This is a genomic window from Streptomyces sp. NPDC001450 (assembly GCF_053597295.1).
Genome location: NZ_JBSFHY010000066.1, coordinates 1 through 13973 on the forward strand (window position 1 = coordinate 1; position 13973 = coordinate 13973).

General features: G+C 67.5%; 14 protein-coding genes, 1 tRNA gene and 1 pseudogene. 9 read left to right on the forward strand and 7 right to left on the reverse strand.

All coding sequences use genetic code 11. The features are described from left to right. The first annotated feature begins 398 nt into the window (after nt 1-398). The 3 genes from ACWC5O_RS42145 to ACWC5O_RS42155 all read left to right on the forward strand — a co-directional run bounded on the left by ACWC5O_RS42145 (nt 399) and on the right by ACWC5O_RS42155 (nt 2697). Nucleotides 399-1259, forward strand: coding sequence for a haloalkane dehalogenase (locus tag ACWC5O_RS42145; RefSeq protein ID WP_450592242.1), 861 nt, complete (start codon nt 399-401; stop codon nt 1257-1259). Between the two features lie 926 nt (nt 1260-2185). Further along, on the forward strand, nt 2186-2482 hold the full coding sequence (locus ACWC5O_RS42150) for a hypothetical protein (protein WP_450592243.1): 297 nt from the start codon (nt 2186-2188) through the stop codon (nt 2480-2482). Next, complete coding sequence (locus ACWC5O_RS42155; RefSeq protein WP_450592244.1) at nt 2482-2697, forward strand: hypothetical protein; 216 nt, start codon at nt 2482-2484, stop codon at nt 2695-2697. Before ACWC5O_RS42150 ends, ACWC5O_RS42155 begins: the two co-directional genes overlap by 1 nt. Nucleotides 2698-2751: 54 nt before the next feature. Here ACWC5O_RS42155 and ACWC5O_RS42160 read toward each other — a convergent pair whose 3' ends face one another. Continuing rightward, nucleotides 2752-3387, reverse strand: coding sequence for a hypothetical protein (locus ACWC5O_RS42160; protein ID WP_450592246.1), 636 nt, complete (start codon nt 3385-3387; stop codon nt 2752-2754). Nucleotides 3388-3636: 249 nt separating this feature from the next. Between ACWC5O_RS42160 and ACWC5O_RS42165 the strand changes: the two genes are divergently transcribed. Then, nucleotides 3637-4215: a hypothetical protein gene (locus tag ACWC5O_RS42165; protein ID WP_450592247.1), complete on the forward strand. Its 579-nt coding sequence runs from the start codon at nt 3637-3639 to the stop codon at nt 4213-4215. A gap of 359 nt (nt 4216-4574) precedes the next feature. Here the strand turns inward: ACWC5O_RS42165 and ACWC5O_RS42170 are convergent, their stop codons facing one another. Both ACWC5O_RS42170 and ACWC5O_RS42175 read right to left on the reverse strand, forming a co-directional pair. Beyond that, on the reverse strand, nt 4575-4730 hold the full coding sequence (locus tag ACWC5O_RS42170; protein ID WP_450592248.1) for a hypothetical protein: 156 nt from the start codon (nt 4728-4730) through the stop codon (nt 4575-4577). A gap of 156 nt (nt 4731-4886) precedes the next feature. After that, nucleotides 4887-5210: a DUF6879 family protein gene (locus tag ACWC5O_RS42175; RefSeq protein WP_450592250.1), complete on the reverse strand. Its 324-nt coding sequence runs from the start codon at nt 5208-5210 to the stop codon at nt 4887-4889. 78 nt (nt 5211-5288) lie between these two features. On the opposite strand from ACWC5O_RS42175, the gene ACWC5O_RS42180 reads away from it, so the two are divergent. After that, nucleotides 5289-5657, forward strand: coding sequence for a hypothetical protein (locus ACWC5O_RS42180; RefSeq protein WP_450592251.1), 369 nt, complete (start codon nt 5289-5291; stop codon nt 5655-5657). Nucleotides 5658-5954: 297 nt separating this feature from the next. Further along, the gene (locus ACWC5O_RS42185; protein ID WP_450592267.1) at nt 5955-6470 is read left to right on the forward strand and encodes a hypothetical protein; all 516 of its coding nucleotides are present in this window, start codon (nt 5955-5957) and stop codon (nt 6468-6470) included. A 77-nt stretch (nt 6471-6547) separates the two neighbouring features. Here the strand turns inward: ACWC5O_RS42185 and ACWC5O_RS42190 are convergent. Then, a tRNA-Met gene (locus ACWC5O_RS42190) sits at nt 6548-6624 on the reverse strand. 215 nt (nt 6625-6839) lie between these two features. Between ACWC5O_RS42190 and ACWC5O_RS42195 the strand changes: the two are divergent. Next, nucleotides 6840-6968: pseudogene (locus ACWC5O_RS42195) on the forward strand (NTP pyrophosphohydrolase); the annotation flags it as partial. 355 nt (nt 6969-7323) lie between these two features. On the opposite strand, the gene ACWC5O_RS42200 reads toward ACWC5O_RS42195, so the two are convergent. The 3 genes from ACWC5O_RS42200 to ACWC5O_RS42210 all read right to left on the reverse strand — a co-directional run bounded on the left by ACWC5O_RS42200 (nt 7324) and on the right by ACWC5O_RS42210 (nt 9962). After that, nucleotides 7324-7695, reverse strand: coding sequence for a Mu transposase domain-containing protein (locus tag ACWC5O_RS42200; protein ID WP_450591485.1), 372 nt, complete (start codon nt 7693-7695; stop codon nt 7324-7326). A 234-nt stretch (nt 7696-7929) separates the two neighbouring features. Next, nucleotides 7930-8760: a S1 RNA-binding domain-containing protein gene (locus tag ACWC5O_RS42205; RefSeq protein WP_450591487.1), complete on the reverse strand. Its 831-nt coding sequence runs from the start codon at nt 8758-8760 to the stop codon at nt 7930-7932. Between the two features lie 35 nt (nt 8761-8795). Beyond that, the gene (locus ACWC5O_RS42210) at nt 8796-9962 is read right to left on the reverse strand and encodes a hypothetical protein (RefSeq protein ID WP_450591489.1); all 1167 of its coding nucleotides are present in this window, start codon (nt 9960-9962) and stop codon (nt 8796-8798) included. A 570-nt stretch (nt 9963-10532) separates the two neighbouring features. Here ACWC5O_RS42210 and ACWC5O_RS42215 point away from each other — a divergent pair. Beyond that, nucleotides 10533-10994, forward strand: a complete 462-nt coding sequence (locus ACWC5O_RS42215; protein ID WP_450591490.1) for a hypothetical protein — start codon at nt 10533-10535, stop codon at nt 10992-10994. Between the two features lie 5 nt (nt 10995-10999). Next, on the forward strand, nt 11000-13879 hold the full coding sequence (locus tag ACWC5O_RS42220; protein ID WP_450781225.1) for a tetratricopeptide repeat protein: 2880 nt from the start codon (nt 11000-11002) through the stop codon (nt 13877-13879). Nucleotides 13880-13973: the final 94 nt, after the last annotated feature.

Genomic DNA, 13973 nt, shown 5'->3' on the forward strand with positions numbered 1-13973 from the left:
GTTCCCACTCGGCATCTGTCAGATCACCCCGCCCCATGTCCACATCAACGACCCGGACATCGAGTAGTCACGTGATCGGCCGGACAACTCCTAGGAGGCGACGGGGCCGAAGACCTCGGGCAGGTCGCGCAAGAGTGTCAGGTCGGCGAGCAGCGCCGCCACATCGACCGCTATACGGCCCGGGTCGTGGCTGGTGCCGCGCGGACGCAGTCGGCGCAGGGCATCGCCCCGAAGGCGCGCGTGAGGCCGGCGGGAAACACGCAGGTTAGGGCGTGTCTCCTATTGAGTACCTCGGCATGCGGCAGCACGGAGGGGCTCCGGTCCGGAGACGGCCGTTTCCGTGGAGGCCACGCACGCTCGGGCACTACACATGTAGTCTGGCTTCGGAGGAGGGACCAATGCTGATCGACTTCGTTCCCGACAGGAGTCTGTACCCTTTCGAGTCGCGCTGGTTTGACTCGTCCGTCGGCCGGGTTCACTACATCGACGAGGGGGCCGGGCCGCCGCTCCTGTTCTGTCATGGCGCTCCGACGTGGAGCTTCCTATACCGTCAGATCGTGAAGGACCTGCGCGACCGGTACCGGTGTATCGCCGTCGACTATCTGGGTTTTGGATTGTCCGAACGCCCTGCGAGTTTCGGCTACACGATCGCCGAGCACACCGCGGTCCTCGGTGAGCTGATCGATCACCTGCAGCTCGACGGTTTCGTTCTGATGGGACAGGACTGGGGCGGACCCATCGGTCTGGGCGCGGTCACCGCCCGCGCGGATCGCGTGAAGGGCATCGTGTTGGGCAACACCTTGTTCTGGCCGACCGAAGCGATGGCCAATCGGGCGTTCAGCACGATCATGAGCAGTCGCCCGATGCAGCGGCGGATACTCGAACAGAATTTCCTCGTCGAGCGCGTCCTGCTCGCAGAGCTGGGGCGCAAGCTCACCGCGGCCGAGGCTGACCACTATCGCACGGTGCAGCCCACCGCGGAAGCCCGGCGCGGACTCGCCATGATGCCCAAAGAAATTCGTGCCGCGCGCCCTCTGTTGGACCAACTCGCCCGAGACGTGCCCGTCCTGCTCGGCGACAAGCAGGCCCTGCTGGTGTGGGGGATGCGGGACATGGTGTTCCGTCCGAACGCTTGTATCCCGCGAATTCGCGCCGCCTTCACCGATCTCGACGTAGTCGAGCTGCCACGTGCGCGGCACTTCATTCAGGAACACGCACCGGACGCGATCGCTGAGGCGATCGCGAAGCGGTTCCCGTGATTTTGATGGACGAACGCCACATTGATGTGGTGAAGCTCCACTCACCTTGGATCGAAACGACTGAAGGCGCACCTTGTGATCGGGCGGACTGTATATTCCTGGTCTTCTGGCGCCCTTTCACACCCACGTCAGGGGATTCAATACAGCTTCTACTGAACTTGAATGCGTGATGTCGGTCAGTCCTCCGTGATCAGGCGGGTGCCTGCGAGGCAGCCGTCGACCAGGTCCGGGCGGTACTGGGCCTGGAGCAGGTGCCGTCCCATCGGGCTTCGACGGCGCGCCCGGGGCCAGGCGTTCGAGGGACGCCAAGAACGAGAGCATCGCCGCCGGTGGCAGACATATGATCGGGCCGGTCGTCGGGGCGGAAGCTGAGCCGGGCTGTCGGATTCAATTCGAAGGCGGCGGCGCTCGCGCCTGACGTTGCGTCTGAGTCGAGGAGGACGGTTGACTCTGCGGAAGAAGGGCACGCGCCTGATCACGGTCGATGGCGTGGCCTACCGGTGGCGTGTGTCCGGAGGAGCCGGTTGCTGCACGGGGTGCGCGTCGGGGCGGTTCGACTTCGTGGTTGAGCAGGCCGATCAGAAGGGTGCGGTGTTGATGGCGACAACATCGGCCTTTCCAGTAGTTCCGTCCATCGTCGGGGCGGGAGTTCGCACCGCGCTCGATCACGGTTGGCAGCCGGCGCGAAGAGGACCGGCTTTCCGACTGACCGGGCTGGTGTAGACCGTCTCCCGGCCGCCGGAGACCCGCGATCGGAGGGCGCATCCTGGTTACTGACACTGCGGCGACTGTCGGCGAGGTAGCCGCGCTTGAAGGTGCCGGCATCGTTGCCAAGACCGACTGACACCGTTTCGAGGATTGTGCCGTAGCACGAACCAGGAAGGACCCGCCCGTCATCGGCTTGCCGGAGCAGGCCGGGTTCGCGCATGGGCAGCGCCGTACCGCCGACTCTGCAAGGGCGCGGGCTGGTGCCCGTGAAGTACCACCAGTTCCACATCAGCGACGAGGACGGCCCCGCCGGCCGTGACCTGCCCAGCGGGCACAACCGTCCCGTCCAGGTCCAAGACGGCATTGCGGCGGTGCTGACCGGCATCCACACCGGCGACGTCGATGTCACTGTCAGCTTCCACACCGACGCACCTCAGCCCGAGGCTGCTGAGTGGGACGAGATCGTCGAAGTCTCACTGGCTCGGTTTCGGGAGAACTCGTGGTACGAGGTCTGATGTCCGACCTCGACGAAGAGTTGCCTGCGCTGTCCTTTAACGGCCCGGACGACTATCGGCTGCGCATCCATGCCCGTAGCCGGGACACCGCCATCGACCTCGCCCCGGACGAGATCACCGAGTGGTACCTCATCCAGGTATGGCCCGCACCGGCTCGGGGCGTGGTGGTGCTCCGCCAGACCGACGGATACGGGGCTTCCGTCCGGGAACGCTGACCAACGCCGCACGACAGGCGAGCATGCTCACGCGAGCAGCCACGAGGCCTCGGATTATCCGGCAGCTTCGGGCTGGACCTCGTCTGTGGGTGCCGCTGTCGGCTCCGGCGCATGGGCGGCGGTGTAGAAGACGGAGCTGCCCTGCTTGGTCCGCTGGGCCAGGCTTTTGGCTACGAGGCTTTCGAGGGCGGTGCGCACCACAGTGGTCTTGATGTTGCGGTCGGGGTGCGCATGGCTGAGTGCCTCGGCGATTTCCGCCGCGGAGCGGGGTTCGCTCTGCTCAGTGAGGTGACGGTGGATGAGGTCGACCAGGGTGGTCGCTGTCCTTTTCGTTGCCGCCTTCTTGGCAACAGGCTTCTTGACGGACTGCTTCTTGGTGGTGGGCGGCTTTGCGGTGGCCGTCTTCGCCGGTCGGCGAGTGCTGGGCGCAGCCGTGGGCTTCTTCCTGGGGGAGGGCACGGTGGAGCTGTCGGCTTTGGCGGGTTCAGAGGTCCGGGCCGTGACGCCCAGTGCCTGCTGCATGCTCACCAGCACGGTGTGGTCGCGCTGCAGCGTGGCCAGCTGCTTTTGGAATGCGGTGAGTTCTGCGGTGATGCGCTCTTGTTCCTTGACGTTGGCTTCCAGGTCGTTGGCCACTTGGTTGATGTACTGCGAAGTCAACTCGGTGTTGATGGTCGTGTCTTCGGACATCTGTCTCTCCTCGGTCGGTGGCCGGGTCGAAGCTCTGGCGAGCGGTTGCGGCGGGTCAGAGAAGATGTTCCGGCCGCAGAGTGCCCTGGTGCGGAGATGATACGGGTGGGAAGCCCTGATTTTGCTGTGCGAGCAACACCTTGTTACCGCTGCCGCAGATAATGGGCCGTTATCCGTGGCCACTTGGGCTCGGCGAAAACGGCGTCCGCGCAGTGGCGTCGCAGCGGACAGCAGGGGGAGCGAGGGGACATGGACGCAGCGGCAGTGGCCGGGATGGTGGGGGCGGTGGGCGGCAGCATGGCCGGGGCGATAGGCGGAGTCCTCGCCGCCAGGGTCACCGGACGCCAGACCGTCAGGGCTGCTGTCGAGGCTGCGAAGTCGCAGGCTGCCGCTGAGCATGCGCGCTGGGCGCGGGACCGGCGCAATACAGCATATGAACGGCTGCGCTCCGCGACCCAGGAACTCAGTACTGCCTATTGGCGGTACGAGAATCTTGCCGACGACTCCCCCGCGGACCTGCTCCAAGAGTGCGCCGGAGCCGTTGAAGACGCGTACTTGAACCTCCGGGCAGCGGTGCAAGAGGTGCGCGCTGCCGGACCCGATGACACCTGGTTCGTAAACGTCCTGCTTGCTCTGCTGGATGCGGCGAACAGGTGCCACTACGCGGCCACAGGCAGGGGACGCGTTCGCCATGAGAATGTGGGCGACTGCGGGGCAGACCTGGACACTGCCCTTGGCGAATTCGCTTGGAAAACCCACGTCTTCCTGACCGACCCGGACTTCGTGGCTCCCGACGAACCTCTGATCGGTGCCGACACGGACGGCTGACGACGGCGCCGGGGTCCCGTGATCTCTCGCCGTGTCCGCAGTAGGGTCAGCCGGCGGCACGGCCGCATACGCGGATGGCGGATGATCCAGCTCACGACGGACGACACCCCGCGTCGGTCCAGGGCTTCGATCGCCCGGCGGATCAGCGCTCGGGCGTCGGCGGTCAGTCAGGGAGCCGAGTTGCGCGGCCATGGTGCCGGCGCCGCACGCCTGGTACCGGAGTGCTGCCTCTTCGACGACGAACACGAAGCGGCGGCCCGGCTCGTGGATGACGCGGCTGCGCTCGACGCCCCGCGTGCCAGTCCTCCGTGATGACGAGTCGGTCGTCCAGGACCCAGAAGGCGTTGGCCGAGGGACCTTCAGGCACCAGTGCGTGGAATCGGTGACCCTGCCTCGTACAGCCACTCCTGTCGGCGTATCCGGGACCGGCCAGCTTCGTCGGTGTCGAGGGTCGTCCTGTGGAGATCTACGGAACGGAGGAAGACCGCCCGAGCGTAGTCGGCGGTTTGCAGCATGCCGGGGACGACCGCCCCCAAGCTGGTAGACGCTGGATTGTGGCCAGCCGAGCCGTTCGGCGAGTTGGGTGCAGGTGAGCCGACCGCCAGGGGCCGACAGGCGCAGTTCCCGACGTCGTCCGACGAGGGCTTCGCGGGCCGGCCGGAAGTCTGTGCTCACCGGCTCCCTGTCGGATGGCGCGCCGTTGCGCCGCGAGCTCGCAGCAGGGCAGCGATACGTGCACGGCGGCGGATCCGGCAGTACCTCAGCACTACGGCAGGCTCCGTGATGACCTCCAGATCCGCGAAGACGTCCTGATCGTCGAAGTGGAGCACGAGCACGACGATCAGCCGGCTGTCGAAGAGCTGCCGCGCCAGGCGGGGCTGAGGAGGAGACGCCTCGGGAGCCTCCGTCCGATCCGACGACGCCCCCGACCGGCCGCTGCGTTCCTGCCTCGGGACCGGCGGTGTCTGCAACGGCATGGACTGACCCAACTGCATCACAGCGCGCTGCCCGGACGGCTGACCTGGCGTCCCGGCTGCGCCGCGTTGTCAGTGCCCCCTGCGACGGTGGGGGACATGACGCCCACCACCGTGGAAGCTGTCCCCGACGTGCTGGTCGCGATGCTGCGCCGGCCCGTGTGGAACACCCTCGCCGAGCGGGCCGACGGTATCCGCCGCTCCCTGCCCGCGTGCCCGGAGACGGCTGTGGCGCGTCTTGCCTGGCTGCGCTCGCTGAGCCCTGAGCAGGCGCGCCGTGCCGCCCTCCTTGACCGCCTGGACGCTCTGTGTGGGCACCTCGCCGGCCGCCCGGCTCTCGGCCATGGCGCCGACGATCCGATGCCGGAGGCGGCCCTGCAAGAGGCCGAGGGGTTCAATCCTCAGCTTACGGCCCTCATCGCCGCCTACCGGGCCGCTCGTGGGGCTCCGGTTACCGCAGCCGGATAGTGCTCGGGGTGAGGGGGTGAAGGTTGGCGATGAAGCGGGGCGACACAGTCCACGACATCGTGCGCACCGGATGGAGAAGTGAACGACATGCGGTGCGCACGACCCGGTGGGGAGTGCCTTGCATCGCGCACAACTCATCGCGCCGCGCGCCCAGTACGCACCGGTATGCCGCCGACCCCGGTGCAGTGAGCGCGTGGTGCGCGACTGTCGGCACCCGGCGGCTCTACGGTCCGCGCGTGGGAACGCTTGCCGATCGCGCGGATGACGGGCGATTGCGCCCACGGGCAGGAATGGCGCATGCGCCGCACCCTGGAAGAAGCCGGTGTGGGCTACGTCCTGACGGGGCGAGGGGCGGTTGGCTGCGCGGCACAATGGGTGCTCGCAAGGGACGGCCGCAGCACTGCGGGAGCAGGGGGCCCAGCGGCGGCATCGCATTCTTTCGGACAGTACTGGCTGGTAGGGGCGGTGCGGTGGGTGGTCCAGGGCATGATCGCAGTCATGTCCCGTGAGAGTGATGCTGCCTGCCTCGTGTGGGAGGTCCAGCTGTACGAGCCGTTCAGCCGTGTGTGGATCAGCAAGGGCTACGGACGTGCGAACACCGACACGGACCCGGCCGAATTCTGCCGTGCTGTCTTGGCCGGCCATCTCGCGCGCGGTCCGGTCCGATGTGGGGAAACGTTCCGCGCAGTCGTCCGCACCGGCAACGGTGAGAGCCTGACCGTCACAGCGGACGAACTCCCCACCGGGAGTTGGACGGTGGATCCAGCACTCTGCCAGATGCTGCCCAGCTACCTCCGCGACGCCCTCACCTGATCCCGTTTCACAGGCCCGGCGCCCCCATGCTTCCGGCCCTCCTCGACGTTGATGCATGCCGAGGAGGGCCGGTGCGTTGGTAGCGGGGACAGGATTTGAACCTGCGACCTCTGGGTTATGAGCCCAGCGAGCTACCGAGCTGCTCCACCCCGCGTCGGTACGCCCAGCCTACGGCATACGCCAGGCATTGCCGGACACGGGCCGGGGCTCGTCAGCCTCCCCGCGCTGGCTTCGTCGGTGTAACGCGAGAACGGTTGATGCCGAGATCAGGCAACAGATGTTGATCAAGCGGGTCCAGAATGTTGTCGAGTTCCGAGAACGGCTCGCCGAGAAACGGCGTTGTCAGTGGGTTCTGTCAGGGTGTGCTCCGTGGATGAACTGGTGGAGCGTGTCGACTGTCAAGATCGTGTCCTGGGGGTGGTCACCCGTCGGCAGGCCATCCGGGAGGGTTGGTTGCATCGAATCGCCTCGACGGTGTGTCGTGATGAGTGTGGCCGGCAGGTTGGCCCTGACGGCCGCGGGCAGGGGGCGATGGCGGTCTGGCTGGTGGTGGAGGGCGGCTGTGGGGGTTCTTCGGGTCCGGTGTCGGCGTCGGCTGCCTTGCGGGCTTCGAGAGCGACGGCATCGGCGGTGAGGGCACCGGTCTTCAGGGCTGCGGCGAGGCCGGTGACGAGGTGTTCGTGGGGCAGGTGGCGGCTGAGGAGGAGGACCTCGATCAGGGCCCGGGTGCCGTCGCGTTCACCGTGCGCTTTGACGGTGGCTTCCCACCAGGCGTCGTGCATGGGAGTGAACCGGCCGGCGGCCCGGGCCTGGTCGAGGGCGGTGGCGCCAGGCAGAGCACCGGGCTTGCGGATCAGCGCCTCCAGGTAGTGGTCGAGTTCGAGGCGGGATCCATGCGGGCGATGAGCCGCTCGTGCCGGGCGACCTCCTCGCGGCCGTCGTAGACCACGAGCTCGGAGGCGTGGAGCATGACGCGGACGGTGCGGCCGATCAGCCGCACCGGCACCGAGTAGCGGTTCATCCGGACGCAGATCTGGCTGTAGCGGTCCACCCGCGGGGTGGACAGTCGGCCGGTCTCGAACGGCTCCTCCGGCAGTGGCGCGAGCAGCGGATGCTCGGCCGCGAAGTACTCGCCGATCGTGCGCGGGCGGGAGCGGATGCGGCGGGCGTCGTCTTCCTGGTCCCACCGGTCGATCAGCGCGTTGAGCTCGGCGAGTGTGTCCACTTCGGGGACGGGGACGAGGTGGTTGCGGCGGAACCAGCCGATCTGGCCCTCGACGCCGCCCTTCTCGTGGGCGCCGCGGATACCGGGCTGGCAGTAGAGGGCGTCGATGCCGATCTTCCGTGGGTTCGCGAATTCTGAAGGGTGGTCGCGACGAACCCACGGTGTCAGGAGAGCAGTTTGCCGGAACGAAGACGGTGGTTCAGAGCTTGCAGGTTGCGGCGAGACCCAGAGAGGTCAGTCGAGAGCCGTAGAAGCCTGCCGTCGGGAGAGGGACAGCCTGCGTCGCTCTCGGTCGATCTCTGTGACGACGATCGTGATCTCGTCGCCGACTTGAACGACCGCCTCTGGAGCCTCGACAGGCGTCCAGGTGAGCTCTTGCAGATGGACCAGTCCCTCGATGTCGTTGGTGACCTGCACAAACACTCCGAACGGGACCAGCTTGGTAACTCGTCCCTGCAGCGCCTGCCCCACCGTGGTGGTCTCGGCGAAGGTCTGGAATGGGTCGGGCTGCGTCGCTCGCAGGGACAGCCTGGCCTCTCCGTTCGTTGTGTCGAACTGGAGGAACTCGCACCTAACGCGCTGGCCCACCTGAACGACGTCCGAAGCTGTCTCGAAGTGTCGCCAGGACAGCTCGGGGATCGTGATGAACCCGACGCCGGGGAAGACCGGATGGTCTGGGCCGTCGTCCAGCGCCACGAACACTCCGAACCGTTCGATCGACCCGATCCGGCCCGACAGTATTTCTCCGGCGCGGAGGGTTTTCAGGAATGCCCAGAGCTCGGGGTTCTCCGTGGCGGCCGTGGACATCCAGGCTCGACCTTGCTCCAGATCGATGGCAGTCACCTCGGCGGTGATCCGGTCGCCGACCTCCACCGCCGCTGCCGAGAACCGGACCCAGGACAGATCCAGCGACCCCACGAACCCCAGCGGACGTGCGGCAAAACCGTCCAGGATCACCGACACACCTCGTGGAGTCACCGCTGCCACGATCCCGCGGCAGACTTCACCGACCTGGATCGTAGCCAGAAACTTCCGGGAAAACTCATCGTCCGACGCCCCGCCCATGCCGCCCAGCCTCTCACGGGAAACCGTCCGTCAGGTCATGGGAAGGATTCGTGCTCGGCGGCCGAGACGGCGACGGCGGTCGTGTAGGGGAGGCTAGTTTTGGCACCGAGCGAGAACACGTGCGCGAGGTGGAGTGGATCCGCTCCGCTGGCAAGAGCCTCCTCCAGGATGCGGTCCTGCCGTAGTCGGTCGACGCCCACGGGTAGGTCCTTGACCAGCCTGTCCATCCAGAACGTGCCCACTGCCGTTGTCGTCGTGGCTGTGTTCCGGCTGACCAGCAGGTGTGGATTGGTGCTGTTCGGCCAGCGATGGTGGCGATAGGCGAGATATTCGCCGATCGACTCGGCGGTGTAGTCGTCCAGCGGACGGTTCAGGCCCTCGGGATCGAGCCGGCGACCGGGTAGGTCCACCTTCCCCAGCAGCATCGCGCGGATCTGGCGGGCGGGCAGTGCATGGACGCCGGACAAGGCCACGACCACGCGAAGGGCCGGATCCTGCGATGCAGCGCGAGCCACGGATTCCACCTCGTCCGCAGTTAGGGACGCGGGGATCTTGATCGCCAGCTTGCCGCCCTTGACACCCCGCATCGGGTTGGCGAAGACCAGCCGCTCAGCCTTGAGGGTGCCGAACAGCGACCGTAAGGCGCTGGCGTCGTAGGCACGATGGGGCCGGTCGGCGAGCCAGCCGGTGATGTCGTCCCGTGTGACCTGCCGCAGGGTTGTGTACTTACCGGCGTACTCGGTCAGGAACGGCAGGATGCTCCTCAGATTCGTGATGACCGTTGCGCGGGCACGTGGCCTGCGACGCGTGGTCCCGTGCCGCAGGATGGCGATCCAGACGTCCAGCTCAGCGCGGACATCCGAGGCAAGGAAGGACAGATGTTCCTCGCACCAGGCGTCGAGCGAGTCGGGCCGGTCATCGAGGAAGACGTCGAGCTCCTCGAACACTTCCAGGACGTGATTGGCCGGCACTGCCGTGTGGGTGAGCTGGCTGATAGTTGAGGCCCGGATCCGCTCATCTGGCCGGTGGACCGCGCAGAGAATGCGGATGCCGCGTCGCACTGAGCCGAGAGTGCGGGGCGGCCAGCCACGCAGTTCCGCGATCCGGGCGGCCCGGGCACTCAAGGATGCGAACAGCTGAGGGTCGAGCGGTGGGGCCTTGCTGCTGACGCCGCGAAGCTCGCGCGGCATCTCGAACAGCAACAGCTCCGTCCAGCCTGCCGGGACACGGTGCGGCCGCGGTGACCACGGTTCCGACGGAAGAGGCTGAGGCTGGGGGCCACGCGCGGTCGCAGGGTGCCGATGATGAAGAGCTGGTGTCCTGTGCAGGCGGCTACTGTCAGGTCGACGCGGGTCTTGTTGTCCGGGCCTGCGATCAGGCTGGCCTGGCGGCGGCAGAGGCGGCAGATCCCGTCCAACGCGGCGACCTCGCGTGTGCAGACGTCGCAGTGGCGGCTGGTGGCTTTCGAGGTGAAGCCCCAGCAGGCTTTGCAGCGTGGGCGGTCGATCCAGCCCCATCCGAAGCAGTCCCGGCCGCTTCGAGCTGGACATGGACACCCGACTCGGCCTGACACCCCTCACGGTGCCCGGACCGCGAACCGGACCGCACCATGCACCACTGTGACCGGGACACGCTGAGGCGGAACAGCCGTGGCGCGCTGCCCTTACGGGCGGCCCCGGAACCTGGACGGTGTCGGAGGGAACCGTGTTTTACCCGTATTCGTCTCACGATTAGCGACAAAATTGGTTACGTAAGGTGAGGGGTGGTCTGGGGTGGATCCGGTTTCGGTGGGGCTGCTGGCGGCGCTGGCGGGCGGTGCGGGCGGGGAACTCGGCCGGCAGACGTGGGAGGGGCTGTCCGCGCTGGTCCGCCGCCCGTTCCGGGGCGCTGACGGCACCAACGGGGCGGACGAAACAGCGGGTCCCGGGGTCGCCGAACTGGAGGAGCTGCAGCAGGACCCGGCCAGCGGGCAGCGCGCCCGGGAGCTCGGCGACGCGCTGGAGCGCCGGGCCGAACGGGACCCCGGCTTCCGTGCCGCGCTGGCGACCTGGCACGAGCAAGCGAAAAGGGTGCACAGTGAAGGAAGTGTGCGCATCACGATCAGCGGGGGCACCCAGCACGGTCCGGTGCTAGTGGGCAGGGACTTCACCGGGGTCTCCTTCACCACTTCACCGCCGCCCCCGCAGCCACCGGAGGCGGAGCCCGACGACGACACTCCGCTGGTCGGGGGCTGACCGGGATGGAATCTCAGGAGGACGGCCGGCGGGACGGCACGAACAACCACATCAGCGGCGGGGTGTTCTTCCACGCGGTCATCCTGGGCCGGGACATCACCGTGCATCTGCCGCCGCAGGTCACCCCGGCGCTGTCCGGGCTGCCCGGGGTCTCGCAGGCATTCACCGGCCGTGACGGCCTCCTCGACCAGCTCCTGAAAGGGCTGGTGCCCGGAAGTATGGAAGAGCAGAAGCCGGTGCTGGTGACGGCGGTTTCGGGACTGGCCGGTATCGGCAAGACCGAGTTGGTCGCGCAGACCGCCCACCGCGCGCTGAAGGAACCGGGCTGGTTCCCCGGCGGGATCCTGTTCGTCGACATGGCCGGCTACGACCCCGAACGCAGCGTGTCCCCGGAGGAGGCCCTGGACGGGTGGCTGCGCGCGCTGGGCATGCCCGGCGAGCACATCCCCGAGGGGCTACAGGACAGGCAGCGCCTGTACCGCAGCGTACTGGCCGCCTTCGCCGAGCAGGGCCGACGCATCCTGGTAATCATCGACAACGCCGCAAGCACGGAGCAGGCCGGCCCGCTGCTGCCCACCGACGGCACCACCGCCACCCTGGTCACCTCCCGCCACACCCTCGTCCTCGAAAACGCACGCCTACACGACCTGGACGTCCTCGACGAGGACGCCTCTGCCGCCCTCCTCGAACGGAAACTGCGCAGCGCCAGGGACGGCGACACACGGCTGGCCGACGCCCCGGACGCAACCGCGACAATCATCCGGCTGTGCGCGGGCCTGCCCCTGGCCCTATGCATCGCCGCCGCCCTCTTGGCCAAGTCTCCTACCCGTCCTGCAGCCGACCTTGCAAAGGACCTGGAGGTTGAGCACAGGAGACTGGGCGGGCTGGCGTTAGATGACCGAGCCGTACGGGCCAGCTTCGGCCTGTCCTACCAGCTCCTCGACGAGGACCACGCCCGATTGTTTCGGCTACTGCCCCTCAACCTTGGCCCCAACCTGTCCACCGAAGCCGCCGCTCGCCTCGCCGACCTGGACCAATACGAAACGAAGCAGTTCCTAATGGACCTGGAACAAGCCCACTTGATCGGAGCAGAGGCCGAGTCCCACTTGATCGGAGCAGAGGCCGAGTGGGGCCGCTGGCGCATGCACGACTTGGTCCGCCTCTACGCCGACGAACTCGGACACACCCACGACGGTCCCCATCTGCGCCACAGCGCCCGGACGCGGCTGTTCATCCACTATGAGACCACCACTGCCGCAGCCGACACCCACCTGCACCTGGACACCCGTGCGCGGCCCCGCTCACCCCTGTTCAATAACCGCGCAGCCGCCCTGAAGTGGCTGGACGCCGAATACGCCAACCTGCTCCCCACCGCTATCACCGCTTGGGCCCTCGGCCACCCGACCACCGCCGTGTCCCTCGGATTCTCCCTCGCCCATTACCTGCAGCACCATCGCCGCTTTCACGACTTGATCACTGTCTCCGACATAGCCCTGATTGTTTGCCGCCAGACCCGTGACCGCCACGGAGAAGCCATGGCGCTGACCAACCTCGGTGCCGCCCTGCGGGAGGTGCGGCGGTTCGGGGAGGCGATCGACGCGCACACGAAGGCCGCCGCCCTCTACCGCGAGGCCTGCAACCGCCACGGCGAAGGCCAGGCGCTGAACAACCTCGGTGCCGCCTTGCAAGGGGAGCGGCGGTTCGGGGAGGCGATCGACGCCCTTACCAAGGCCGCCGACATCTTCCGCGAGGCCAACGACCGCCACGGCGAAGGCCAGGCGCTGACCAACCTCGGTGCCGCCTTGCGGGAGGTGCGGCGGTTTGGGAAGGCGATCGACGCGCACACGAAGGCCGCCGCCCTCTATCGCGAGAGCGGCGACCGTCACGGCGAAGCTGTAGCGCTGGACAGTCGCGGTCTTGTTTTGCGGGAGGTGCGGCGGTTCGGGGAGGCGATCGACGCGCACACGAAGGCCGCCGCCATCTACCGCGAGGCCAACGACCGCCACGGCGAAGGCCAGGCGCTGACCAACCTCGGTGCCGCCTTGCAAGGGGTGCGGCGGTTCGGGGAGGCGATCGACGCCCTTACCAAGGCCGCCGCCATCTACCGCGAGGCCAACGACTGCCACGGCGAAGGCCAGGCGCTGACCAGCCTAGGCCTCGCCTTGCGGGAGGTGCGGCGGTTCGGGGAGGCGATCGACGCGCACACGAAGGCCGCCGACATCTTCCGCGAGGCCAACGACCGCCACGGCGAAGGCCAGGCGCTGACCAATCTCGGCCTCGCCTTGTGGGAGGTGCGGCGGTTCGGGGAGGCGATCGACGCGCACACGAAGGCCGCCGCCATCTTCCGCGAGAGCGGCGACCGCCACATCGAAGCCATTGCACGCAACAACCTCGGCATCGCCCTGCGGGAGGTGCGGCGGTTCGGGGAGGCGATCGACGCGCACACGAAGGCCGCCGACATCTACCGCGAGGCCAACGACCGCCACGGCGAAGCCGAGGCGCTGAACAACCTAGGCATCGCCCTGCGGGAGATGTCGCGGTTTGAGGAGGCGGTAGCCGCGCTGAATCGGGCAGTCGCGATCTATCGGCTTCTCGCGGGCGGCAACGTTTCGGGACCTGAGCCACTGCTGGCCCGCTCGCTTCTGCTCTTGGCATTGTCGGGACTGGACGCTATCCAGGATCGTGTCCTGCCCGGGACGCTGTCCGCGGCGGAGGAGGCCGCTGACTTGTTCGGTCGGCTGGCCGCAGAGCATCCCACCGTGTTCACAGGTCTACTCAGTGCTTCGCTGGAACTGCTGGCCAGGGTGCTGGAGCTACTGCACCGCACATGGGAGGCGGAACGGGTACGTCGTCGACTCGCCGATATGAACCCTCCGAGGGAGTGATCCAGCCAGCAGACGTCGGCCGGGGCGCGATGCTGCCGGTATCCGAGAAGTCCGACGCCTCTCATAAACGGTCCTTTCCGGGAGCAAGATCGGA

Coding starts and splice junctions, on each gene's coding strand:
- ACWC5O_RS42145 (WP_450592242.1), top strand. CDS start 399: ATGCTGATCGACTTCGTTCCCGACAGGAGTCTGTACCCTTTCGAGTCG.
- ACWC5O_RS42150 (WP_450592243.1), top strand. CDS start 2,186: ATGGGCAGCGCCGTACCGCCGACTCTGCAAGGGCGCGGGCTGGTGCCC.
- ACWC5O_RS42155 (WP_450592244.1), top strand. CDS start 2,482: ATGTCCGACCTCGACGAAGAGTTGCCTGCGCTGTCCTTTAACGGCCCG.
- ACWC5O_RS42160 (WP_450592246.1), bottom strand. CDS start 3,387: ATGTCCGAAGACACGACCATCAACACCGAGTTGACTTCGCAGTACATC.
- ACWC5O_RS42165 (WP_450592247.1), top strand. CDS start 3,637: ATGGACGCAGCGGCAGTGGCCGGGATGGTGGGGGCGGTGGGCGGCAGC.
- ACWC5O_RS42170 (WP_450592248.1), bottom strand. CDS start 4,730: ATGCTGCAAACCGCCGACTACGCTCGGGCGGTCTTCCTCCGTTCCGTA.
- ACWC5O_RS42175 (WP_450592250.1), bottom strand. CDS start 5,210: ATGCAGTTGGGTCAGTCCATGCCGTTGCAGACACCGCCGGTCCCGAGG.
- ACWC5O_RS42180 (WP_450592251.1), top strand. CDS start 5,289: ATGACGCCCACCACCGTGGAAGCTGTCCCCGACGTGCTGGTCGCGATG.
- ACWC5O_RS42185 (WP_450592267.1), top strand. CDS start 5,955: ATGCGCCGCACCCTGGAAGAAGCCGGTGTGGGCTACGTCCTGACGGGG.
- ACWC5O_RS42205 (WP_450591487.1), bottom strand. CDS start 8,760: ATGGGCGGGGCGTCGGACGATGAGTTTTCCCGGAAGTTTCTGGCTACG.
- ACWC5O_RS42220 (WP_450781225.1), top strand. CDS start 11,000: ATGGAATCTCAGGAGGACGGCCGGCGGGACGGCACGAACAACCACATC.